The following is a 22,634-nucleotide window of genomic DNA, read 5'->3' as shown; positions in this document are numbered from 1 at the left end:
GACCAGCACCCAGATCCGCACTCTGACCCTGCGCCAGTTGGTCGTACGCGACAGAGCCGACGTCGAGGCCCTGCTGGACCGGATCAATCAACTCGCGGAAGAAGCCGCCGACTTCGTCAAGAAGACCCAGGTCGACGCCCTGGCCATCGCCATCGGCACCAGCCACGGCGCCTACAAGTTCACCAAGCCGCCTACCGGCGACGTGCTGGCCATCGACCGCATCAAAGAGATCCACAAGCGCATCCCTAATACCCATCTGGTGATGCACGGTTCGTCTTCGGTTCCGCAAGAGTGGCTGGCGATCATCAACCAGTACGGCGGCGACATCAAAGAAACCTACGGCGTGCCGGTTGAGGAAATCGTCGAAGGCATCAAGCACGGCGTGCGCAAGGTCAACATCGACACCGACCTGCGTCTGGCGTCCACCGGTGCGATGCGTCGCCTGATGGCCACCAACCCGAGCGAGTTCGACCCGCGCAAGTTCTTCGGTGAAACCGTGAAGGCCATGCGCGATGTGTGCATCGCTCGTTACGAAGCCTTCGGCACCGCGGGCAACGCTTCGAAGATCAAGCCGATCTCCCTGGAAGCGATGTTCCAGCGTTACCTCAAAGGTGAGCTGAACGCCAAGGTCAACTAAGCCTCGGCCACGTACGAAAAAGCCCGCAGTGATGCGGGCTTTTTTGTGCCTGTAGCAACGCTTCACCCTGTAGGAGCGAGGCTTGCCCGCGCTAGCAATGTGTCAGGCGATATCCATGTCGAATGTCAGGGCCTTATCGCGGGCAAGCCTCGCTCCTACCGGGACATCAGGTCGGGTTGTGATCGATATCCAGCTTGTAGAAGGTCACCTTGCCACCCTCGCTGGTGTAGCCGGTGTTGTCCTGCACGTACACGCCGGCCTTGAAGTACAGCGGCTTGTCGCGCCAGGTGCTGCTGATCTGGGTGTCCCACTGGTAGCCCGCGGCGCTGATGCCCAGGGCGCCGCCCGGGCTCAGGTGGATCAGGTAGGAGAACTCCCGGTCCAGCGGTACGTTCTCGGCGACGATGATCACCCGGCTTTCGGTGTCTTCCGGGCGCATGCGCACCTTGGCGACGATATTGCCTCTCTGGGTGCTGGTCTTGTACTGGTACTCCACCTTCACCAGCGGCCGGGTGCTGTTGTAGGCGTGAATCTGGCCGATGACGATCTTGCCCGTGGACGGCACCTGGTTCACCGCCAGGGTGGCGTAGAGCAGGTTGTCGGCGTCCGGGTAGGTCCAGTTCTTCAGGGTGCCGTTGGAGTAGGTCTCGCGCAGCTCGGTGCGCGGGTAGATGGCGTTCTCGGTACGGGAGCCGGTGACAGGCGACCAGAAAAACAGCGTGCCGGTGTCGGAATGGAAGTACTGATCCTTGAAACCACTGACCAGCTTGGGGGTATCGATGGTGGCCGGCGGGCTGCCGACGGGGATGCTCAGGTTCCAGGTTGCAAGGTCGATCATAGTCAAAGCTTCCCGATTTGATGCCGGGTAAAGACCGGCAAAGGCTTTAGCCTGCGCTTTTGAGGGCGGTCTTTATAAGCGTAGAAGGCGCCTTTGTTAATGCCCGTCCGGCGGACAATTGACGTCAACCCTCTGTCGAAATGCCATCTGTACCGGTTTCAGCGGCTTGCAGGCCTGACCGTTAGTCGGGAGTCCGGAGCTTTGGTGAAGTGATGGCGGTGTGACAGCTTCTGCTTTGCGGAATCCGGGTCTAGAGTGAAGACTCAGTATCTGTCCGGTCTTGCTCACAGGCCGGCCCTACACAGACAAGAGAAGCAGCATGGAATGCGCGCAACCTCGGCCAAGTGAAGCCAGCTCAGTCTTACTGATTGTTGATGATTACCCCGAAAACCTGATCAGCATGCGCGCGCTCCTGCAGCGCCAAGATTGGCAGGTCATGACGGCCGCCTCGGGTATCGAGGCCTTGGGTCTGTTACTGGAACACGACATCGATCTGGTGCTGCTGGATGTGCAGATGCCGGAAATGGATGGCTTCGAAGTCGCCCGCCTGATGCGCGGCAGCCAGCGCACCCGCCTGACGCCGATCATTTTCCTCACCGCCAATGAGCAGTCCAAGGACGCCGTGATCAAGGGCTACGCCAATGGCGCGGTGGATTACCTGTTCAAGCCGTTCGACCCGCAGATCCTCAAGCCCAAGGTCCAGACGCTGCTGGAGCAGCAGCGCAATCGCCGGGCGTTGCAGCGCCTGAGCCATGACCTGGAGAACGCCCGGGCCTTCAATGCCTCGGTGCTGGAGAATGCCGCGGAAGGGATCCTGGTGGTGGACGAAAGCGGCAGCATCCGTTTCGCCAACCCGGCGATCTCGCGTTTGCTCAACGCCCCGGTCAGCGAGATGGAAGGCTCGGGGCTGCTCGACTACCTGCAAAAGCCCCATGTGCCGCAGTGGGCCGAATCCGAGCTGTATGCCTGCTATTGCCGGGGCGAGACTTACCGTTTGCACGACGTCACGCTGCGCACCCTCGGCGGTCAGCAGGTGTCGGTGGCGCTGTCCTGTGCGCCGCTGCCAAGCGAGCAGAAGGCCATGGTGGTGACCCTGCTCGACATGTCGGAAGTGCGCCACCTGCACCAGCAACTGGAGTATCAGGCGGTCACCGACCCGTTGACCGGCCTGCTCAATCGCCGTGGCTTCTACCAGACCGTGGAAGGCGTGCTGTTGCGCAGCGAGCGTTCGGACAAGTCGCTGGTGCTGCTGTACCTGGACCTGGATGGTTTCAAGCGGGTCAACGATTCCATTGGGCACGAAGCGGGGGACCGAGTACTGCGCTGGGTTTCCGAGCAGTTGAAGGCCTGCCTGCGTTCCTTCGACATCCTGGCGCGCATGGGCGGCGACGAGTTCACCGCTTTGCTGGAACTGGAGTTTCCGGAACAGGCGGCGAAGATCTCCGAAAAGCTCATCGAGCGGATCTCGATCTGCCAGCAGATCGACGGCCTGGAGGTCGCCATGGGGGCCAGTATCGGCATCGCCATCTACCCCGACTGCGGTTCCAATCTCGACGGCCTGATGCGCGCGGCGGACATCGCCATGTACGAGGCCAAGCGCGCCGGGCGCCAGCAATACCGTTATTACGACCATGAAATGAACGGCCGCGCCCGTTCGCGCCTGATGCTCGAGGAAAGCGTGCGCAGCGCCGTCGAGCGCAAGGAATTCAACCTGGTGTATCAGCCCCAGGTGGCGGTCGCCGATGGACGCCTGCGTGGCTTCGAAGCCTTGCTGCGCTGGCGGCACCCGAGCGTCGGCGATGTGCCGCCGGGGTTGTTCCTGCCGCTGCTGGAGGAAGCGCGGCTGATCAGTCGTCTGGGCAGTTGGATCTATCAGCAGGGAGCGAGCCAGCGTGCGGCCTGGAAAACCCTGTTCGCCGAACAGACCGTGCTGGGGGTGAGCCTGAGCGCCACCCAGTTCGCCATGCCGAACCTGGCCACCGAGCTGCGCCAGGTCCTGGAGCGCCATGGCCTGGAGCCCCGGCAACTGGAGGTCGAGGTGACCGAAGAAGCCTTGACCCAGAACCTCGACGAGTCGCGCAAGCAGCTGCGCCTGTTGCGCAGCCTCGGGGTGCGGGTGGCGCTGGATGACTTCGGTTCCGGCGCCTGCTCCCTGGCCTACCTGCGGGATCTGGAGCTGGACACCCTCAAGCTCGACCGGCACCTGATCGCCCGGCTGCCGGACTCGGCCCGGGACGCGGCGCTGGCACGTTGCGTGATCGACCTGTGCAAGGCGTTCGGGGTGCTGGTGATCGCCGAGGGCGTGGAAACCCTGGAGCAGTACCGCTGGCTGCAGGCCAACGGCTGCGAATACGTGCAGGGCTTCCTGGTGGCGCGGCCGTTGATGGCCGTCGATGCCGAGCGTTTTGCCGCACCTTTCGACTGGAGCGCGTTGCCCGGTTGAATTCGCTACACTGGCGGCCTTTCGTGATTGTGTTGCCGCCCCAATGACCGCGTTGAAATACCTCCAGGCCTATCCCGCCGCCCTGCAAGAGCAAGTGCGCCAGTTGATCGCGCAAGGGCGCCTGGGCGACTACCTGAGCCAGCGTTATCCCGGCAGGCACGGGGTACAGAGCGACAAGGCGCTGTACGGCTATGCCCTGGAGCTGAAGCAGGAGTACCTGCGCAACGCCCCGGCGATCGACAAGGTGCTGTTCGACAACCGGCTGGACCTGACGCACCGCGCCCTCGGGTTGCACACCACGATCTCGCGGGTGCAGGGCGGCAAGCTCAAGGCCAAGAAGGAAATCCGCATCGCTTCGCTGTTCAAGGACGCGGCGCCGGAGTTCCTGCGCATGATCGTGGTCCACGAGTTGGCGCACTTCAAGGAAAGCGAGCACAACAAGGCGTTCTACAAGCTCTGCGAGCACATGCTGCCGGGCTATCACCAATTGGAATTCGACCTGCGGGTCTACCTCACCTGGCGCGACCTGCAGGGCGGGGCTGGCGGGTCCGCGTAACCCTGGGCACAAGGAGCGGGCAATGGATGTGAGCAAGACCAAGAGCAGTTTTTACCGCCGGCTGTACGTGGCCTACCTGATCGACAGCGGCCTGGCCGCCAACGTCCCGGCCCTGACCGAGGCGACCGGCATGCCGCGGCGCACGGCGCAGGACACCATCGCCGCCCTGGCGGACCTGGATATCGCCTGCGAGTTCGAGCAGCAGGACGGCGCGCGCAATCATGCCGGCAGCTATCGGATCAAGAGCTGGGGCGCGATCGACAAGGGCTGGATCGAGGCGAACCTGACGCGGATCAAGGCAGTGCTGGAGTATCCCTGAGGGCAGGGCGGCGATCGTTCGACTCGATCGCGAGCCAGCGCGCTCCTGCAGGAGCGCGCCGGCGCTATCAGTCTCGGCGCATGCCGATATGGGGGATGTCGTCTTCCAGGTACTCCTCGCCCACGGCGGTGAAGCCGTAGCGTCCGTAATACCCTTGCAGATGCGCCTGGGCCGATAGGTAGATCGGCGTCTGCGGCCAGTATTTCTGCGCCTGTTTCAGGGCGTGCTCCATCAGTTCATGACCCAGGCCGCGGCCGCGGGCTTCGGGGGCGATCACCACGCGGCCGATGACCACGTCGCCGCCCTGGGAGGTCGGATCCAGCAGGCGCAGGTAGGCCACCAGCCGGTCATCGTCCCAGGCCATCAGGTGGCAGGTATCGCCTTCCAGGTCCTGGCCATCGACTTCCTGGTAGGCGCATTTCTGCTCGACCACGAACACTTCGGTGCGCAGCTGCAGGATCGCGTACAGCTGTTCCTTGCCCAGATCGCTGTGGTGTTTGCAGACCCATTCGATTGTCATTGCTTCATCCCTTGGAAAACGGTGCCCCGATGTTAAGCGCCCGGCGGGTGCTTGTCTTGCCTGCAACGGCGTGGCGTTTCTGTGAGGTGGGTCAAAATGCCATCATCGCGTTGGTTCACGACTGTCTTCTTTGTGTAATCTGCGTGAAAGCGCTGCGCAGTGTCGCTCATGAGCTACTGTTAGGACCTTGAGGCGCGGCCGCTCATTGGTCGGAGCCCCTGGAGTCTGGGTAAAAAATACGCTGGGCTGCCGCCCGCTAAGGATCTTTTAGCATGCCGCGATTGCATCGAGCTTTTGCTTTGATCGGATTGCTGTTGCTGGGCCAGAGCGTTCATGCGGAAAAATTGCGCTTGGTGGCCGATGCCTGGCCACCCTTCACCGATGGGACTCTGGTCAACGGCGGGCTGGCCACCGATATCGTCAGCACGGCCCTGGCCCGGGCCGGTTATGCCAGCGACTTCGAGCAGGTGCCCTGGGCGCGGGCCTTGCTGGGCATCGGCGAGGGGCGTTACGACGTACTGGTGAATGCCTGGTTCAACGAGGAGCGTACCCAGCTGGGGCAGTTCTCCGCGGAGTACCTGGTCAATCGGATACGCTTCCTGCGGCGCAAGGATGTCCCCGTCGAATACAAGAACCTCACGCAGCTGCACGAGTACCCCATCGCGGTGGTGCGCGGTTATGCCTATTCCCCCGATTTCGACAGCGATACGGACCTGCAGAAGGTCCCGGTGCACAACTTCGCCATGGCGGTGCGCATGCTGGCGGCCGAGCGGGTCAAGCTGACGCTGGAGGACGAATACGTCGCCCGCTACTACCTGGCGCGGGAGTCACCACGGGTGCGCAATGCGGTGGAGTTCCTGCCCAATTCCCTGAGCGAGAACGGCCTGCATATCCTGGTCAGCCTGAAGAACCCCGAGCATGCGCAGATCGTGGCGAAGTTCGACCAGGCGATCGAGGCGATGAAAGCCGACGGCAGCTACGACCGCCTGCTGCGCCAGCACGGGATGTAGCCCTGTAGCCGCTGCCGTGCACAGCAGACGTGCTCTTTGGATGGCAGTGCCTACGCTGTCTGTTCGTCGCCGGTGTCCTTGATCAGGTGCGCTGCCAGGGTCCGCAACGGCCCCAGTTGGCGGCAGATCAGCGCCAGCTGGGTCTGCACCAGGCGCTGGCCTTCATCGATCTCGTCCGGCATCTGCTCCAGCTCATTGGCCAGGGCTTCCTCGGCATCGCTCTGGATCGCCACCGGTTGCTTGCTCGCCAGGCCCTGGGCGATTTCATCGATGCTGCTCGCCAGGCTGACCCCGGCCCCGTCGATCAGTTGCTCGCGGACTTCCGCCGGCAGCTGGGTTTCCCGGTGCGCGCCGAGGCCGGACAGGTAGCTGAGCAGGGTGTGCGACAGCACCAGGAAGCGAAAGCCCACGTCCGCTTCCTTACGGAAATGCCCGGGCTCCATCAGCATGTTGGCCAGGGTGGTGGAGAGCGCTGCGTCGGCGTTATGCGCATTGCGCCGGGCCAGGCGATAGGCCAGGTCGTCGCTCTTGCCGGCGGCGTACTGCTGCATGATCTGCCGCAGGTAGATGCTGTTGCAGGTCAGGGTGTTGGCCAGCACCTTGTTCAGGCGGCGGCCCTGCCAGTCCGGCAGGAACAGGAACACCGCGAGGCCGGCGATCAGGCTGCCCAGCAGGGTATCGAACAGCCGCGGCAGCAACAGCCCGTAGCCGTCGCCCACCTGGTTGAAGCAGAACAGCACCATGATGGTGATGGCGGCGGTAGCCAGGGTGTAGCGGGTGGTGCGGTTGGTGAAGAACACCACCCCGGCGGCAATGGCGAACAGCGACTGCACCAGCGGGCTGGGGAACAGGTCGAACAGCGCCCAGGCGACCACCAGGCCGATGGCCGTGCCGATGATCCGCTGGCCCAGCTTGCGCCGTGTGGCGCCGTAGTTCGGCTGGCAGACGAACAGCGTGGTGAGAATGATCCAGTAACCCTGGGACGGGTGAATCAAATGCACCATGCCGTAGCCGATGGTCAGCGCCAGGGGCAGGCGCAGGGCATGGCGAAACAGCAGCGACGTCGGGGTCAGCTGGGTCCGCAGGCGGGTCCAGACATCCTTGAGGTTGCGCGGCGAACGGTCCAGCAGGCTGCTGTCGGTGGCGTCGGCCAGGGCGTCGGGGTTGCTGGCGTCGCTGAGCAGGCGGTCGAGGGTGCCGAGGTTGGCGGCCAGCGCCCGCAGGGAGCGCAGCAGGCCGCGCCACGCCGGGTTGCTCTGGATGCGCAGGTGTTCCAGGGAGGCGTGCAGGTCGTTCAGGGCCTCGGCGAAGCTGGCGTCGCAGACGAAGGGCTGGCGCAGCTGGATGGATTCGGCCAGGGCCCGGCAGGCCTTGCCTTGCTGGCGCAGCAGGCGCTGGCAACGGAACAGCACGTCGCTGTGGAAGAAGGCCTCGGCCAGGGCGTTGTAGGGGTAGTGGGAGGAGCTGGCGCGTTCGTGGATGTCCTGGGCGAGGAAGTACAGCTTCAGGTAGCGGCTGACTTTCGAGCCCGGCCGGCCGTTGCCGACCCGGTGCAGGATGATCTCCTTGGCGGCGTTCAGGGCCGCCACCACCTTGCCGTTCTGCTGGGCCAGTTCCAGGCGCCGGGCTTCCACGTCCAGCTGGCGGATCGGCTCGAGCAGCGTCGATTTGAGCTTGAGGTAATACCCCAGTTCGCGGAACAGCCGTGCCAGGCTCTGTTGCACCGGCTGGTTGGAAAACATCGCCTGCCACAGCACCGACAGCAGGCCGTACCAGGCGGCGCCAGCCACCAGCAGCAGCGGTTCGTGCCAGAAGTCGGTGACCGCGCCGCCGCGCTGGTCCACGCCGATCATGGTGTAGACCGAGAGGATCAGGGTCGCCGAGGCAATCGCCCCATAACGTTCGCCCAGGGCGCCGAGCATGGTCAGGCCAAAGCCGGCCAGCGCCAGGGCGATGACGAAGATCCAGGGGTAGGGGAACAGCAGCTCGACGGACAGGGCGGCGACGCTGAAGCACGCCAGGGTCACGATCAGGGCGTTGAGCCGGCCTTGCCAGCTGTCGTCGGTCTCGGCCAGGGCGCTGGCGATGATCCCCAGGAACAAGGGGATCAGCAGGGTCATTTCATCCTGGTACCAGCACAGCGCCATGCTGCCGGTCAGGGCGATGAATACCCGCACGCTGTAGCTGAATTTATCCAGCGCCCAGAGGCGCCGCAGGGACTGGCGAAAGGTGGTCGATGACATGAAGAGAGAAGGCCTTGCGGGGCGATGCCGCTAAATTGAGCCAGTATTGACGACCGCGCAATGGGGTCGTCACATCCGCCAGCAAATTCTGTTCCCTCTCTGTATTGGCTGGTGCTGTAGGAGCGGGTGGCTCAGACGTACTGCGCGGCCGCGTAGCCGGAAGCCCAGGCCCACTGGAAGTTGAAGCCGCCCAGGTGGCCGGTGACGTCCAGCACTTCGCCGATGAAATACAGCCCCGGGCTCTTCAGTGATTCCATGGTCTTGGACGACACCTCGCGGGTGTCGACGCCGCCCAGGGTCACCTCGGCGGTGCGATAACCCTCGGTGCCGGCGGGCACCAGCTGCCAGCTCGCCAGCTTGCTGGCGATCTCCGCCAGTTCGGCGTGGGTGTACTGCTTCATCGGCTTGGAGACGAACCAGCTGTCGGCCAGCAGGCCCGCCATCTTCTTGGTGAAGATCTCGCCGAGCAGGGTCTTGAGCTCGCTGTTGGGGCGCTCGGCCTGCTGCTGTTGCAGCCAGCCCGGCACGTCGTGGTCCGGCAGCAGGTTGATCTGGACCGTGTCGCCAGGCTGCCAGTACGAGGAAATCTGCAGGATCGCCGGGCCGCTCAGGCCGCGGTGGGTAAACAGGATGTTCTCGCGGAAGCTCATGTCGTTGCAGCTCACCAGGCAATCCACCGAGGTCCCGGACAGCTCGCCGCACAGCTCCTTGAGCTGGTCGGTGATGGTGAACGGCACCAGGCCGGCGCGGGTCGGCAGCAGTTCATGGCCGAACTGCTTGGCCACCTGGTAGCCGAAACCGGTGGCGCCCAGGGTCGGGATCGACAGGCCGCCGGTGGCGATCACCAGGGATTCGCACCGGACCTGGCCGAGGGTGGTTTCCAGCAGGTAGCCGGTGTCGAGCTTCTCGATCTGCTGGATCGAGGTGTCCAGGTGCAGCTGTACGCCAACCTGGTCGCACTCGTCGAGCAGCATGCCGAGGATGTCGCTGGACTTGTTGTCGCAGAACAGCTGGCCGAGTTTTTTCTCGTGGTACGGCACGCCGTGCTTGGCCACCAGGCCGATGAAATCCCACTGGGTGTAGCGGGCCAGGGCCGACTTGCAGAAGTGCGGGTTCTGCGAGAGGAAGTTGCCGGGCTCGGTGTACATATTGGTGAAGTTGCAGCGCCCACCGCCGGACATGAGGATCTTCTTGCCGGCCTTGTTGGCGTGGTCCAGCAGCAGCACCTGGCGGTCACGGCCCGCCGCGGTCAGCGCGCACATCAAACCTGCGGCGCCAGCGCCAATGATCACGACTTCGGTAGAGCGCAAAACGGTGTCCTCAGTAGGGGGCAAGCAGTGGGGTTACAGGATGCGCACGCGCAGCGAACGGCCCTTGATCTTGCCGCTGTTCAGGCGTTGCAGGGCCTGCTTGGCGATGCCGCGGTCCACGGCGACATAGGCTTGGAAATCGAAGATCGCGATCTTGCCGACCTGGGTCCCGGGAATGCCGGCCTCGCCGGTCAGGGCACCGAGGATGTCGCCCGGACGCACTTTGTCCTTGCGCCCGGCGGCGATGCACAGGGTGCTCATGGCCGGCAGCAGCGGACCGCCGCCCTGGGGCTTCAGGCTGTCGATCTGTTCCCAGTTCAACGGCGCCTTCTGCAGTTGCTCGATGGCCTGGGCGCGGTGCGCTTCGGACGGCGCCACCAGGCTGATCGCCAGGCCCTTCTCGCCGGCGCGGCCGGTGCGGCCGACGCGGTGGACATGGATTTCCGAGTCCCGCGCCAGTTCGACGTTGATCACCATGTCCAGGGCGTCGATGTCCAGGCCGCGGGCGGCCACATCGGTGGCCACCAGCACCGAGGTGCTGCGGTTGGCGAACATCGCCAGCACCTGGTCGCGGTCGCGCTGTTCCAGGTCGCCATGCAGGCCCACGGCGGACATGCCCTTGGCGGTCAGGCGCTCGACAGTGTCCTGGACCTGTTGCTTGGTGAAGCAGAAGGCCACGCAGGATTGCGGACGGAAATGGTTGAGCACCTTGACCACCGCGTCGATGCGTTCTTCCGGCGAGATTTCGTAGAAGCGCTGTTCGATATCGCTGTCGGTGTGCAGGGTGTCAGCCTTCACCTGCTGCGGGTCACGCATGAATTTGGAAGCAAGCTGCTTGATGCCCACCGGGTAGGTGGCGGAGAACAGCAGGGTCTGCCGGCGCTCGGGGGTGTAGGCGATGATCTCTTCGATCGGGTCGTAGAAGCCCATGTCCAGCATGCGGTCGGCTTCGTCGAGGACCAGGGTGTTGAGGCCGTCGAGTTTCAGCGAGCCCTTGCGCAGGTGCTGGGACAGGCGGCCGGGGGTGCCGACGATGATGTGCGCGCCGTGTTCCAGGGAGGCGATCTGCGGGCCGAAGGACACGCCGCCGCACAGGGTCAGGACCTTGATGTTGTCTTCGCCGCGGGCCAGGCGGCGGATTTCCTTGGCCACCTGGTCGGCCAACTCACGGGTCGGGCAGATCACCAGGGCCTGGCAGCCGAAGTAGCGCGGGTTGATCGGTTTCAGCAGGCCGATGCCGAACGCGGCGGTCTTGCCGCTGCCGGTCTTGGCCTGGGCGATCAGGTCCATCCCCTTGAGGATCACCGGCAAGCTTTGCGCCTGCACCGGCGTCATCAGGGCATAACCGAGAGAGTCGAGGTTAGCCAGCATGGCGGCGGACAGCGGCAAAGTATTAAAAGCGGTGGCGATGGTGGTCACGGGACGGGCCTGCAAAACAAAATGTCGCGCAGTGTATCAGTCCCGCTCCCTTTACCCGTAGTTTCTGGACGAAAAGTAGCCAGAAACCTCGCCGTCCCATGTAGGAAGGCGTTGTGACGTCAGTGCTCGATATGCTCCTGGACCTTCTGCGCCCGCCGGCCGTCCCTGGGCGACAGCTGCAGGAAGATCGCCGCCGCCAGCATCGCCATGATCCCCACCGTGAGGAAGGTCAGCTGGAAGGCGCCGAGCACGGTGTTCACGCCGTCGTTGCCCACTTCGGCGGTAAAGCCGCCGAGCAGCGCGCCAGCGCAGGCCACCCCCAGGCTCAGGGACAGTTGTGCCACCACCGACAGCAGGCTGTTGCCGCTGCTGGCGGCCGCGTCGTCGAGGTCGATCAGGGTCACGGTATTCATCGCCGTGAACTGCAGCGAGTTGATCGCCCCCAGCACCGCCAGCATGCCCAGCAGCAGCGGGTAGGGCGTGTGTTCCGTGATCAGGCCCATGCTGGCCAGCATGATCCCCAGCGCCAGGGTGTTGCCGGTGAGGATGATGCGGTAGCCCAGGCGTTCGATCAGCGAGCGGGCGACGGACTTGGCGAGCATCGCCGCGGCCGCCAGCGGCAGCATGCTCATCCCGGCCTGGGATGGCGAATAGCCGAGGGCGACTTGCAGCAGCAGCGGCACCAGAAACGGCAGGGCGCCGCTGCCGAGGCGGGCGAACAGGTTGCCGAGAATGCCCACGGCAAAGGTCCGCACCTTGAACAGCGACGGCGCGAACAGCGGATTGTCGACATGCCCGGCCCGCAGCCAGTAGGCCGCCAGGCACGCCAGGCCGCCGAACAGCAGCAACATCACCCGCAGGTGCGGCAGGTGCAGTTCCCCCAGGCCTTCCATGGCAATGGTGATCAGCACCATCGCCGCGCCGAATAGCACAAAGCCCAGGCCGTCGAAGCGCGTGCGCTCGCTGCCGCGCAGGTCGGGAATGAAGCGCCAGACGGCATAGCAGCCGAGGACGCCCACCGGCAGGTTGATCAGGAAGATCCAGTGCCAGGTCAGGTACTGCACCATCCAGCCGCCCATGGTCGGGCCGATCAGCGGGCCGAGCAGCCCGGGGATGGTGATGAAGCCCATGATCCGCACCAGTTCCGAGCGCGGATAGGCGCGCAGCACCACCAGCCGGCCGACCGGCAGCATCAGCGCACCGCCCAGGCCCTGGATCACCCGGGCGCCGACCAGCAGGCTCAGGGAGTTGGACAGGGCGCACAGCAAGGAGCCGATGCTGAACAGCAGGATGGCGCCGAAGAAGATCTTGCGGGTGCCGAAGCGGTCGGCGATCCAGCCCGAGGCCGGGATCAGCAGGGCCACGGTGAGCATGTAGGCGATGACCACGCCCTGCATGCGCAATGGGTCTTCCGCCAGGTCGCGGGCCATGGCCGGCAGGGCGGTGTTGAGGATGGTCCCGTCGAGGGATTGCATGAAAAAGGCGATGGCCACCACCCAGGGCAGCCAGCGGGCGGTGGTGGCGTCAAGCTCGGCACGGTTGGGCATGGGATCTCTTTCTCGTTATGAATGCTTGCCTCTACAACCTCATCACGGGCAATCCGGATCGCGATTGCGGCGTGACATTCGACATCGATACCCAAGACATGCCGCTATCGTGAGCCGTCACCGGCGGCGCCTGTACCTTTACGCGGGCAAGCCTCGCTCCTGCAAAGGAGACGAGGCGTGTCTGCGACAGCGATTACAACGTCAGCGTCAGCCGGCTCACCAGCGCCCCCGGCAGTTGCGCCGAAGCGGTCTGGCGCTGGCTGTAGGTGCTGGCCGAGAGGAGCAGCTCGCGCTCCCGGGTCAGGCCTTCCAGGTGCGAACCCAGCAGGCTGTAGACGCTGTCGTCGAAACGCATGGTGCTGACCGGGGCCTGGATCTCGCCGTTCTCCACCCAGAAGGTGGCGAAGCGGGTCATGCCGGTCAGGCGCGCTGCAGCCTGGTCCGAGTAGTTCAGGTACCACAGGTTGCTGATGTACAGGCCGGTGCCCAGTTGCTTGAGGATGTCCTGCTGCGCCAACTGCCCGGGCGCCATGTTCAAGGCCGTGGGGTACTCGCCGCTGCTGGCGCCGTTGGCGGCCAGGCTGTACTCGGCGGCGCTGCGCGAGTTGACCAGCTGTTCCCGGGCGCCGCCGCCGGCGATCAGCGACAGGTCGCTGCGTGGGTAACCCTCGTCGGAGAAGGCCGGACTCAACGAGCCGCTGACCTGCTCGTCCAGCGACACCAGGGGGCTCAGGTTGGCATCGCCGGCATAGAGCTTCTGCAGCGGGCTGTGCTTGCTGGCGATGGACTGCGCGGAAAAACCGCCCCAGCTCAGCATGCCCATGATTTCCTCCAGGGCCGCTGGCGCCAGGTAGGCGCGATAGTGCCCGGGCGCCAGGGTGCGCAGCGGCCGGCCGAGAAACATCAGTTGCTCTTTGGCCTGCTGGAAGCGCTGGGCAAAACCTGCGCTGCTCCATTGGTGCCCGGCGTAGCTGGCCTTCACCGCCTGGCCGTTCTCGTGGAACAGGCTGAAGTCGAAGTTGAAGCTGTTGGCCTGATGCCAGCCAAAGGCTCCCGAGGAGCTGGCAAAACCGCGGCTGATCGGGCCTGCCGCATAGAAACCCACCAGGTCCAGCCCGGCGGCGGCCAGGCCGATTTCGGCCACCACTTGCTCGCTGCTTGGCAGTGGGTGGTCCTGCACGTTGTGGTTATTCCAGGCGTCGTGGTTGAGCAGCAGGTACGGGTCCCGGGGCAGCAGCGGCAGGGTTTCGCGCAGCTGTTGCAGGCCTTCGGCCAGGCGCTGGAGGTCGACCTGCGGGTCGCCGGCCAGGGTGATGCTGAGGTCGGCATGGCGCCCGTCGTCGATCAGCTTGAAGCCGAGGCTGGCCTGCTGCACGTGCCCGGCCTGGCGCACCTTGGCGTGGTTGAAACGGATGAACTGCGACGACTCGGCGGCGTAGCTTAAGGTGAACTGCTCGGGTTCGCGCACGGCGTCGCGCAGCCACTGCACCAGTGTCTTGAACTGCTCGGCCTGATTCATGGACGTACTCATCAGACGTCTCCTCCAAATACATCGACATGGCTGAACACGCAGGCTGGCGAGGCATGGCCGACGCGGATCACCTGGTTCGGCTCGCCCTTGCCGCAGTTCGGCGTGCCCAGGACCTTGAAGGTGCTGGCGTCGCCGACGGCGCTGAGGTTTTTCCAGAACTGCGCAGAAATCCCCCGGTAGTTCGGGTTTTTCACCACGCCCTTGAGTTCGCCGTTCTCGATCAACTGGCCCCATTCGCAACCGAACTGGAACTTGTTGCGCGCATCGTCGATGGACCAGGAGCGGTTGGTGGACATCAGGATGCCGTGCTCGATGCCGCCGATCAGTTGCGTCAGAGACTGGTCGCCGGGCTCGATATTGAGGTTGGCCATGCGGTCGATGGGCGGGCGGTTCCAACTGCAGGCGCGGCTGTTGGCCACGCCGTCGAGGCCGGCACGGAATTGCGAGAGCGCGCCGCCCAGCGGACGCAGCAGCAGGCCCTGCTTGATCAGGAACTGCTTGCTGGCGGCGCTGCCGTCGTCGTCATGGCGGTAGCTGGCCAGTTGCTCGGGAATGTCCGGGTCGAAGGTCACGTTGAGCAGGCCGGAGCCGTATTGCAGGTTGCCGAAGTCGTGGGGCTTCACAAAGCTGGTGCCGGCGTAGTTGCGTTCGTCGCCGAGGATGCGGTCCAGCTCCAGGGGGTGGCCGATGGATTCGTGGATCTGCAGGATCATCTGGTCCGGCATCAGCAGCAGGTCGCGCGGGCCTTGCGGCGTATTGGGCGCCAGCAGCAGTTGCAGGGCCTGGTCGGCGATCTTTGGCCCGGCGCCGATCAGCCCGCAGCGGCCGATCACGTCGGCGCCGCCCTGCTGGCCGAAGTTCTCGCGGCCCAGGCTGCGGGTCTGGCTGTCGTTGCCGTCGTAGGCGGTGACGTCGATGCCCGGGTAGACGAAGCGCTGGGCCTGGCGCAGTTCGGCGCCGGCGCTGTTGAGGTAGATCTGCTCGACATGGGCGATGCCGAGGCTGGCCTGCCAGTTCACCAGGCGCTCGTCCCGGGGCACGGCCGCGGACTCATCGCCGAGCAGCTGGTAGCAGTCGCTCAGGGACGGAAACGGCTGCTCGAGATCGGGGGACAGGTAGTCGGCGCGGTCGCTGGACACCGGTTGCTCGCGCAGGTCGAGCAGGGCGTGGGCGGCAATCAGCCGGGCTTGCTGTTCGGCCCGTTGCAGGGCGGTCTGCAGGCCCTGTTGCGACAGGTCGTTGGTCGCGGCGTAAGCCTCGACGCCATTGACCCGCACGGTGAGCATCGCGCCTTCGTCGCGGCTCAGGCTCGGTGGCTCGGCCACGTTCTTGCGCACCGACAGGTACTGCCCGGACTCGCGCACGTAGCGCAGGGAAAAGAATTCGGCGCCCGTGCGCAAGGCAGCGAAGCGCTGCTTGAGCTGGGGGTGGAAATCGAACATGCGAGGAACCTCCATGTGAACGACGTAGCTTCGGGCCAGGGTTTTCTATGGGAGCGGGCTGGCTCGCGATAACGCCCGAAGGGCATTGCAGCGAGGTCGAAAAGGTCTTGGGGAATAGTGGCGAGCGCCTAGATTAGGCCTGCGCGATGGCTGGTATCAAGCGGGGCGGGGGATGGAAATGTTGGAGAACTGTAGTGGCAGCCAGGGGCTGTGATTCGGCAGCCGGCTGATTGACGGGGTCCAGCCTGCCTTATGGCAAAACGGCGCCGATCGTTGCGATCGGCGCCGTTGGAAGTTACTGCGCGGTAGCGCTCACTTCACGGACCGGCTTGCCACGTACCGGGGCTTCGCCCGCCACGTAGTAAGCGGCCTTGCTGCGCGGCAGCGGCTGACGGCCACGGATCTTGTCGGCGATTTTCTCGGCCATCATGATCGTCGGCGCGTTCAGGTTACCGGTGGTGATGATCGGCATGATCGAGGCGTCGACCACTCGCAGGCCTTGCATGCCGTGCACGCGACCCTGGCCATCGACTACCGCCATGTCGTCGGTGCCCATCTTGCACGAGCAGGATGGGTGGAACGCGGTTTCGGCGTGCTCGCGGATGAACTTGTCCAGTTCTGCGTCGGTTTGCACCTCGATGCCCGGGCTGATTTCGCGGCCACGGAAGGCATCCAGCGCTGGCTGTTGCATGATTTCCCGGGTCAGGCGGATGCCGTCGCGGAATTCCTGCCAGTCCTGCTCGGTGGCCATGTAGTTGAACAGAATGCTCGGGTGCTGGCGCGGGTCCTTGGACTTGACCTGGATCCGGCCGCGGCTTGGCGAACGCATGGAGCCCATGTGCGCCTGGAAGCCGTGCTCTTGCACGCCGTTGCTGCCGTTGTAGTTAATCGCCACCGGCAGGAAGTGGTACTGGATGTTCGGCCATTCGAATTCCGGACGGGTACGGATGAAACCGCCGGCTTCGAACTGGTTGCTGGCGCCGATGCCGGTGCCGTTGAACAGCCACTGGGCACCGATGGCCGGCTGGTTGTACCAGAGCAGCGACGGGTACAGCGAGACCGGCTGGGTGCAGGCGTACTGCAGGTACAGCTCCAGGTGGTCCTGCAGGTTCTCGCCCACGCCCGGCAGGTCGTGGACCACCGGGATGTCCAGGCTTTCCAGCAGGGCGCGCGGGCCGACGCCGGAACGTTGCAGCAGTTGCGGCGAAGCGATTGCGCCGCTGCACACCAGCACTTCCTTGCGGGCACGGGCTTCGACGCGCTCCTCGGTGGAGCCGACCAGGTAACGCACGCCCACGGCACGCTTGCCTTCGAACAGGATCTTGTCGGTCAGGGCGTGGGTGACGATGTTCAGGGTCGAACGCTTCTTCGCAGTGTCCAGGTAGCCGCGAGCGGTGCTGGAGCGACGGCCTTTAGGCGTCACGGTACGGTCCATCGGACCGAAGCCTTCCTGCTGGTAGCCGTTCAAGTCTTCGGTGCGCGGGTAACCGGCTTGCACGCCGGCTTCGACCATGGCGTGGAACAGCGGGTTGTTGCCAGCTTTCGGCGTGGTCACGCTGACCGGGCCTTCGCCGCCGTGGTAGTCGTTCGGGCCGATGTCACGGGTTTCCGCCTTGCGGAAATACGGCAGGCAGTCCAGATAGGTCCAGTCTTCCAGCCCCGGCAGTTTTGCCCAGCCGTCGTAGTCCATGGCGTTGCCGCGGATGTAGCACATGCCGTTGATCAGCGAGGAGCCGCCCAGGCCCTTGCCGCGACCGCATTCCATCCGGCGGCCGTCCATGTACGGCTCTGGATCGGTTTCGTAGGCCCAGTTGTAGCGACGGCCTTGCAGCGGGAACGCCAGGGCAGCCGGCATCTGGGTACGGAAGTCGAAACGGTAGTCCGGGCCGCCGGCTTCGAGCAGCAGCACGGTGACGCCTGCGTCTTCGGTCAGGCGGGTCGCCAGGGTGTTACCGGCGGAGCCGGCACCGACGATGATGTAATCGTATTCTTGGGACATTGAATGCACCCTCTTTGAAGTTGGTCAGGTCTGGCCGTTGCGCGTGCTGCGCACTCGATCGCGGGCGAGCCTCGCTCCTACAGGTCATGCGCTGTCCTTGTAGGAGCGAGGCTTGCCCGCGAAGACGGCCTCGCAGGCAAAGCGAATTTCGCCTTAGAACACGGAGGCGTAGTCGCCCAGCTCGACCTGTACCGATTTGATGCGGGTGAAGTTGTTCAGCGAACTGATGCCGTTCTCACGGCCGACACCCGACTGCTTGTAGCCGCCCACCGGCATCTTGGCGTCGGATTCGCCCCAGGCGTTGATCCAGCAGATACCGGCTTCGAGCTGATGAATCACGCGGTGCGCGCGGTTCAGGTCGCGGGTCACCACACCGGCGGCCAGGCCGAAATCGGTGTCGTTGGCGCGACGGATCACTTCTTCTTCGGTTTCGTAGGTCAGGATGCTCATCACCGGGCCGAAGATTTCTTCGCGCACGATGGTCATCTCGTCGGTGCAGTCGGTGAACACGGTCGGCGCGACGAAGGCGCCCTTGGCGAATTCACCCTCGGTCATGCGCTCGCCGCCGCACAGCAGGCGTGCGCCTTCTGCCTTGCCCTTGGCGATGTAGCCCAGCACGCTTTCCATGTGGGCGAAGCTGACCAGCGGGCCGAAGTTGGTGTTTTCGTCTTCCGGGTTGCCGACGCGAATGCGCGCTACGCGCTCGACGATCTTGGCTTCGAAGGCGGCTTTCATATGGCTCGGCACGAATACGCGGGTGCCGTTGGTGCAGACCTGGCCGGAGCTGTAGAAGTTGGCCATCATCGCGGTGTCGGCGGCGCGATCCAGGTCGGCGTCGTCGCAGATGATCAGCGGCGACTTGCCGCCCAGTTCCATGGTCACGTCTTTCAGCGAGGAGCTGGAAGCGCTGGCCATGACCTTCTTGCCGGTGTCGGTGCCGCCGGTGAAGGAGACTTTCTCGATGCGCGGGTGTTCGGTCAGCCAGGTGCCGACTTCGCGGCCGCTGCCGGTCAGGACGTTGAACACGCCCGCCGGAACGCCGGCTTCGGTGTAGATTTCGGCCAGTTTCAGGGTGGTCAGCGAGGTGACTTCGCTTGGCTTGAAGATCATCGCGTTACCGGCCGCCAGGGCTGGAGCGGACTTCCACAGGGCGATCTGGATCGGGTAGTTCCACGCGCCGATACCGGCCACGATGCCCAGCGGCTCGCGACGGGTGTAGACGAAGGAAGTGGTGCGCAGCGGGATCTGCTCGCCTTCGATGGCCGGTACCAGGCCAGCGTAGTATTCCAGCACATCGGCGCCGGTGACGATGTCGACATACTTGGTTTCGGAGTAGGCCTTGCCGGTGTCCAGGGTTTCCAGGGCAGCCAGTTCGTCGTTGCGCTCACGGAGGATTTCCACGGCGCGACGCAGGATGCGCGAACGCTCCATGGCGGTCATGGCGGCCCAGATCTTCTGGCCTTTTTCGGCGCTGACCACGGCGCGCTCGACGTCTTCCTTGGTCGCACGTTGCACTTGCGCGAGAACTTCACCGTTGGCCGGGTTGATGGCGTCGAAGGTGGCGTCGCTGCCGGCGTCGGTGTAGCCGCCGTCAATGTAGAGTTTTTGCAGTTCGAAACGGGCCATAAAGTCCTCGCAAGTGCATAAGTGTGGCGGGTTGATAACGACAGCGGGCCAAGCCCGGACAGACATGCATCACGCTGCCCTGAAGTCTTTGCTCGCTACGTTTTCAGCCACGTAGTTATTAATGTTGCTGGCTATGCATTCGTGCCGGGGCGCTCCTGCTTAGCCAGTTGCAGATCCATGTATTCGTAAGCAATCCGTATCGCCTGGTCGGTGTCGAATGCATCACCCGACAGGGCGCCACGCAGCCACAAGCCATCGATCAAAGCCGCCAGGCCGCGGGCTGCCTTGCGCGCATGGTAGAGCGGCAGGACGCGGCGGAACTGGCAACACAGGTTGGAATACAAGCGGTGGTCGTTGATCCGCTGCAACCTGTGCAAATCGGGCTGGTGCATGCTGGAAGCCCAGAAGGCCAACCAGGTTTTCATTGCCGGGCCGTTCACCTGGCTGGCATCGAAGTTGCCCTCGATGATCACTTTCAGGTGAGCGCGCGGGCTGTCGTCCGTCAGGGCCTGGCGGCGTGTTCTGACGCCTTCGTTGAGCATGCTCATGATGTAACCCATCGTCGCTGCGATCAGGCCGTTCTTGTCCTGAAAGTAGTGACTGATGATGCCGTTCGAGACACCTGCCAAACGGGCGATCAGCGCAATGCTGGCGTCCCCCATCCCGACTTGGTCGACCGCCTGCAACGTGGCTTCGATCAACTGCTGGCGGCGTATGGGTTGCATACCGACCTTGGGCATCTTGCTCATCTCCTTAGGCCTGCGGGCAGTCGCAAAACGGCTACCGGCGTGAGGGCCAGTCTATTTTGTTTTGATTGAACGTTCAATCAACAAAGAATAAGATCTGCGACAAATCGTCGCTGCTGCCAGGTCCTTCCTGCTTGTAGATGGCGGAAAAGCGACCTCCGAAAAAGCCTGAAACCCAAGCGGGGCATGGCGTGAACCAACGAGGACGGACGTGTTGAATGGGCAAGACGCTTAAGGCCAGGTGACGAACTGCACGTTTGCACAGGGCCTTCAACGCTGGTTCTCAACGCAGTTGCCGCAGGTTCGGGCTTTTTTCGGGGTGTCTTTATATCACCCGTCAGTTGGCTGCCAACAAACCGATTGGTCGGGTGGTGCATGCCTTGTGTTCTTCTCTCGCACTGCCTGGAGCATCTGTGCCATGAGTTCTGCCTCGCTAATAAAGACCCCACCGGAGAAGGTGCGGGTCAACGGTTGGGTGTTCTACACCTCGACCGCGCTGATCCTGCTGTTGACCGCCATTCTGATCGCCGCCCCGCAAGAGGCCGGCAGATTGCTCGGCATTGCCCAGGCCTGGTTGTCCCGTAGCTTCGGCTGGTACTACATGGTGGTGATCGCCGCCTACCTGGTATTCGTCGTCGGGCTGGCGTTTTCCTCCTACGGCAAGCTCAAGCTGGGGACCAAGCAAGACACCCCGGACTTCAGCTATGGCGCCTGGGCCGGCATGCTGTTCTCGTCCGGTATCGGTATCTCGCTGCTGTACTTCGGTGCGTCCGAGCCGCTGGACCACTTCTTCAACCCGCCTGAAGGCGTACCGGGCAGCAACCAGGCCGCGCGCCAGGCGCTGCAGCTGACGTTCCTGCACTGGGGCCTGCACGGCTGGGCGATCTATGCCCTGGTCGGCCTGGCCGTGGCCTACTTCGCCTACCGTCACAACCAGCCGCTGGCCCTGCGTTCGGCGCTGTACCCGCTGGTGGGCGAGCGCTGGGTCAAGGGCGCGGCCGGTCACGCGGTGGACGGTTTCGGCATGTTCGTGACCCTGCTGGGCCTGGTGACCAACCTGGGCATCGGCTCGATGCAGGTGTCTTCCGGCCTGGAAAACCTGTTCGGCATGGAGCACAGCAACACCAACCTGCTGATCGTGATCATCGTCATGAGCACCGTGGCCACCATCGCCGCGGTGTCCGGTGTGGAAAACGGTATCCGCCGTCTGTCCAACCTGAACATCGTGCTGTTCAGCGGCCTGCTGATCTTCGTGCTGCTGTTCGGCCCGACCCTGCACCTGCTCAACGGTTTCGTGCAGAACATCGGCGACTACCTCAACGGTGTGGTGCTCAAGACCTTCGACCTCTATGTGTATGAAGGCGACAGCGCCAAGTCCGACCGCTGGCTGGGCCTGTGGACCCTGTTCTACTGGGCCTGGTGGATTTCCTGGGCGCCATTCGTAGGTATGTTCATCGCCCGTATTTCCCGTGGCCGTACCGTGCGCGAGCTGGTGGCGGGCGTGCTGCTGATCCCGCTGGGCTTCACTCTGGCCTGGCTGTCGGTGTTCGGTAACTCGGCCCTGGACCTGGTGATGAACCAGGGCGCGGTGGAACTCGGCAAGACCGCGCTGGAACAGCCGTCCATGGCGATCTACCAGTTGCTGGACCACTACCCGGCGTCGAAGATTGTCATCGGTGTTTCGATTTTCGTCGGTTTCGTGCTGTTCCTGACCCCGGCCGACTCCGGCGCGGTGATGATGGCCAACCTGTCCTGCAAGGGCGGCAATGTCGACGAAGATGCCCCGCACTGGCTGCGGATCTTCTGGTCGGCGGTGATCACCCTGGTGACCATCGGCCTGCTGTTCGCCGGTAACTTCGAAGCCATGCAGACCATGGTGGTGCTGGCTGGCCTGCCGTTCTCGGTGGTGCTGGTGTGCTTCATGTTCGGCCTGCACAAGGCCATGCGCCAGGACACCCAGATCGAACAGGAACAGGCGGAGCTGGCGGCCCGTGGCCGTCGTGGTTTCAGCGAGCGCCTGACCCAGCTGGACCTGCAGCCGACCCAGGCAGTGGTCCAGCGTTTCATGGACAAGCACGTCACGCCTGCCCTGGAAGAAGCTGCGGCCCAACTGCGTGGCCAGGGCCTGGATGTGCAGACCCTGCTCGGCAAGTCCAAGCGCTGCATCGGCGTGCGGATCGAGATGGAAGAGGGCAACCCTTTCGTCTATGAAGTGAGCCTGGACGGTTACCTGGCGGCGCCGAGCGAATCGGCCGATGTGCCGGAAGAGCGTGCGCGCTACTACCGCGCCGAGGTCTACCTGCACAACGGCAGCCAGGAATACGACCTGATGGGCTTCACCCAGGAGCAGATCACCCGTGATGTGCTCGATCAGTTCGAAAGCCATCGCCAGCTCCTGGGCCGGGTTTACAGCTAAGACCTGAAGCAGACGCGGGCCCGGTTCGCCGG

General features: G+C 64.1%; 17 protein-coding genes and 1 pseudogene. 7 read left to right on the top strand and 11 right to left on the bottom strand.

The features are described from left to right. Nucleotides 1–637: class II fructose-bisphosphate aldolase (locus tag ACQKQA_RS18930; RefSeq protein WP_427560777.1), on the top strand; the 637-nt coding region annotated here is incomplete at its 5' end. Between the two features lie 166 nt (nt 638–803). Here the strand turns inward: ACQKQA_RS18930 and ACQKQA_RS18925 are convergent. Beyond that, nucleotides 804–1,475, bottom strand: coding sequence for a polysaccharide lyase family 7 protein (locus ACQKQA_RS18925; RefSeq protein WP_427560774.1), 672 nt, complete (start codon nt 1,473–1,475; stop codon nt 804–806). A 319-nt stretch (nt 1,476–1,794) separates the two neighbouring features. Between ACQKQA_RS18925 and ACQKQA_RS18920 the strand changes: the two genes are divergently transcribed. Genes ACQKQA_RS18920 through ACQKQA_RS18910 form a run of 3 tightly spaced genes read left to right on the top strand, consistent with a single transcriptional unit; the run spans nt 1,795 to nt 4,793 of the window. Then, entirely contained in the window at nt 1,795–3,918 is a 2,124-nt protein-coding gene (locus tag ACQKQA_RS18920; RefSeq protein ID WP_427560771.1) for a putative bifunctional diguanylate cyclase/phosphodiesterase, read from the top strand. 43 nt (nt 3,919–3,961) lie between these two features. Continuing rightward, nucleotides 3,962–4,474 carry a M48 family metallopeptidase gene (locus ACQKQA_RS18915; RefSeq protein WP_427560769.1) on the top strand — a complete coding sequence of 171 codons (513 nt, stop codon included), beginning with the start codon at nt 3,962–3,964 and terminating at the stop codon, nt 4,472–4,474. 22 nt (nt 4,475–4,496) lie between these two features. Continuing rightward, nucleotides 4,497–4,793: a winged helix-turn-helix domain-containing protein gene (locus ACQKQA_RS18910; protein ID WP_427560766.1), complete on the top strand. Its 297-nt coding sequence runs from the start codon at nt 4,497–4,499 to the stop codon at nt 4,791–4,793. Nucleotides 4,794–4,860: 67 nt separating this feature from the next. Here ACQKQA_RS18910 and ACQKQA_RS18905 read toward each other — a convergent pair whose 3' ends face one another. Continuing rightward, entirely contained in the window at nt 4,861–5,313 is a 453-nt protein-coding gene (locus tag ACQKQA_RS18905) for a GNAT family N-acetyltransferase (RefSeq protein ID WP_427560764.1), read from the bottom strand. A 272-nt stretch (nt 5,314–5,585) separates the two neighbouring features. Here ACQKQA_RS18905 and ACQKQA_RS18900 point away from each other — a divergent pair, with 272 nt between their 5' ends. Beyond that, nucleotides 5,586–6,323, top strand: a complete 738-nt coding sequence (locus ACQKQA_RS18900; protein WP_427560762.1) for a substrate-binding periplasmic protein — start codon at nt 5,586–5,588, stop codon at nt 6,321–6,323. Between the two features lie 50 nt (nt 6,324–6,373). Here the strand turns inward: ACQKQA_RS18900 and yccS are convergent, their stop codons facing one another. The 9 genes from yccS to betI form a co-directional block, all read right to left on the bottom strand. Then, nucleotides 6,374–8,566 carry a YccS family putative transporter gene (yccS, locus tag ACQKQA_RS18895; RefSeq protein WP_427560760.1) on the bottom strand — a complete coding sequence of 731 codons (2,193 nt, stop codon included), beginning with the start codon at nt 8,564–8,566 and terminating at the stop codon, nt 6,374–6,376. Nucleotides 8,567–8,697: 131 nt separating this feature from the next. Next, a complete protein-coding gene (locus tag ACQKQA_RS18890) occupies nt 8,698–9,876 on the bottom strand; it encodes an NAD(P)/FAD-dependent oxidoreductase (protein WP_427560758.1) in 1,179 nt (392 codons plus the stop codon). 33 nt (nt 9,877–9,909) lie between these two features. Beyond that, nucleotides 9,910–11,247 carry an ATP-dependent RNA helicase DbpA gene (gene dbpA, locus ACQKQA_RS18885; protein ID WP_427560780.1) on the bottom strand — a complete coding sequence of 446 codons (1,338 nt, stop codon included), beginning with the start codon at nt 11,245–11,247 and terminating at the stop codon, nt 9,910–9,912. A gap of 167 nt (nt 11,248–11,414) precedes the next feature. Further along, the gene (gene mdtD / locus ACQKQA_RS18880; protein ID WP_427560756.1) at nt 11,415–12,842 is read right to left on the bottom strand and encodes a multidrug transporter subunit MdtD; all 1,428 of its coding nucleotides are present in this window, start codon (nt 12,840–12,842) and stop codon (nt 11,415–11,417) included. Between the two features lie 193 nt (nt 12,843–13,035). Beyond that, the gene (locus ACQKQA_RS18875) at nt 13,036–14,373 is read right to left on the bottom strand and encodes a TldD/PmbA family protein (protein ID WP_427560754.1); all 1,338 of its coding nucleotides are present in this window, start codon (nt 14,371–14,373) and stop codon (nt 13,036–13,038) included. After that, nucleotides 14,373–15,815 carry a TldD/PmbA family protein gene (locus ACQKQA_RS18870; protein ID WP_427560751.1) on the bottom strand — a complete coding sequence of 481 codons (1,443 nt, stop codon included), beginning with the start codon at nt 15,813–15,815 and terminating at the stop codon, nt 14,373–14,375. Before ACQKQA_RS18870 ends, ACQKQA_RS18875 begins: the two co-directional genes overlap by 1 nt. Before the next feature lie 295 nt (nt 15,816–16,110). Continuing rightward, on the bottom strand, nt 16,111–17,814 hold the full coding sequence (gene betA, locus ACQKQA_RS18865) for a choline dehydrogenase (RefSeq protein ID WP_427560749.1): 1,704 nt from the start codon (nt 17,812–17,814) through the stop codon (nt 16,111–16,113). 153 nt (nt 17,815–17,967) lie between these two features. Then, nucleotides 17,968–19,440, bottom strand: coding sequence for a betaine-aldehyde dehydrogenase (gene betB, locus ACQKQA_RS18860; RefSeq protein ID WP_427560747.1), 1,473 nt, complete (start codon nt 19,438–19,440; stop codon nt 17,968–17,970). A gap of 131 nt (nt 19,441–19,571) precedes the next feature. Then, nucleotides 19,572–20,180, bottom strand: a complete 609-nt coding sequence (gene betI, locus ACQKQA_RS18855; RefSeq protein WP_427560745.1) for a transcriptional regulator BetI — start codon at nt 20,178–20,180, stop codon at nt 19,572–19,574. Between the two features lie 481 nt (nt 20,181–20,661). On the opposite strand from betI, the pseudogene ACQKQA_RS18850 reads away from it, so the two are divergent. Both ACQKQA_RS18850 and ACQKQA_RS18845 read left to right on the top strand, forming a co-directional pair. Beyond that, a pseudogene (locus tag ACQKQA_RS18850) lies at nt 20,662–22,207 on the top strand (BCCT family transporter). A 44-nt stretch (nt 22,208–22,251) separates the two neighbouring features. Beyond that, nucleotides 22,252–22,602 (top strand): hypothetical protein, encoded by a 351-nt coding sequence (locus ACQKQA_RS18845; protein ID WP_427560742.1) that lies wholly within the window; start codon nt 22,252–22,254, stop codon nt 22,600–22,602. Nucleotides 22,603–22,634: the final 32 nt, after the last annotated feature.

It is taken from the genome of Pseudomonas sp. NPDC089530, assembly GCF_050280705.1.
GTDB lineage: Bacteria > Pseudomonadota > Gammaproteobacteria > Pseudomonadales > Pseudomonadaceae > Aquipseudomonas.
Note: the sequence above shows the minus strand (reverse complement) of the source record. Positions and strands in the feature narration are given on the sequence as shown.

Coding starts and splice junctions, on each gene's coding strand:
- ACQKQA_RS18925 (WP_427560774.1), bottom strand. CDS start 1,475: ATGATCGACCTTGCAACCTGGAACCTGAGCATCCCCGTCGGCAGCCCG.
- ACQKQA_RS18920 (WP_427560771.1), top strand. CDS start 1,795: ATGGAATGCGCGCAACCTCGGCCAAGTGAAGCCAGCTCAGTCTTACTG.
- ACQKQA_RS18915 (WP_427560769.1), top strand. CDS start 3,962: ATGACCGCGTTGAAATACCTCCAGGCCTATCCCGCCGCCCTGCAAGAG.
- ACQKQA_RS18910 (WP_427560766.1), top strand. CDS start 4,497: ATGGATGTGAGCAAGACCAAGAGCAGTTTTTACCGCCGGCTGTACGTG.
- ACQKQA_RS18905 (WP_427560764.1), bottom strand. CDS start 5,313: ATGACAATCGAATGGGTCTGCAAACACCACAGCGATCTGGGCAAGGAA.
- ACQKQA_RS18900 (WP_427560762.1), top strand. CDS start 5,586: ATGCCGCGATTGCATCGAGCTTTTGCTTTGATCGGATTGCTGTTGCTG.
- yccS (WP_427560760.1), bottom strand. CDS start 8,566: ATGTCATCGACCACCTTTCGCCAGTCCCTGCGGCGCCTCTGGGCGCTG.
- dbpA (WP_427560780.1), bottom strand. CDS start 11,247: ATGCTGGCTAACCTCGACTCTCTCGGTTATGCCCTGATGACGCCGGTG.
- mdtD (WP_427560756.1), bottom strand. CDS start 12,842: ATGCCCAACCGTGCCGAGCTTGACGCCACCACCGCCCGCTGGCTGCCC.
- ACQKQA_RS18875 (WP_427560754.1), bottom strand. CDS start 14,373: ATGAGTACGTCCATGAATCAGGCCGAGCAGTTCAAGACACTGGTGCAG.
- ACQKQA_RS18870 (WP_427560751.1), bottom strand. CDS start 15,815: ATGTTCGATTTCCACCCCCAGCTCAAGCAGCGCTTCGCTGCCTTGCGC.
- betA (WP_427560749.1), bottom strand. CDS start 17,814: ATGTCCCAAGAATACGATTACATCATCGTCGGTGCCGGCTCCGCCGGT.
- betB (WP_427560747.1), bottom strand. CDS start 19,440: ATGGCCCGTTTCGAACTGCAAAAACTCTACATTGACGGCGGCTACACC.
- betI (WP_427560745.1), bottom strand. CDS start 20,180: ATGCCCAAGGTCGGTATGCAACCCATACGCCGCCAGCAGTTGATCGAA.
- ACQKQA_RS18845 (WP_427560742.1), top strand. CDS start 22,252: ATGGACAAGCACGTCACGCCTGCCCTGGAAGAAGCTGCGGCCCAACTG.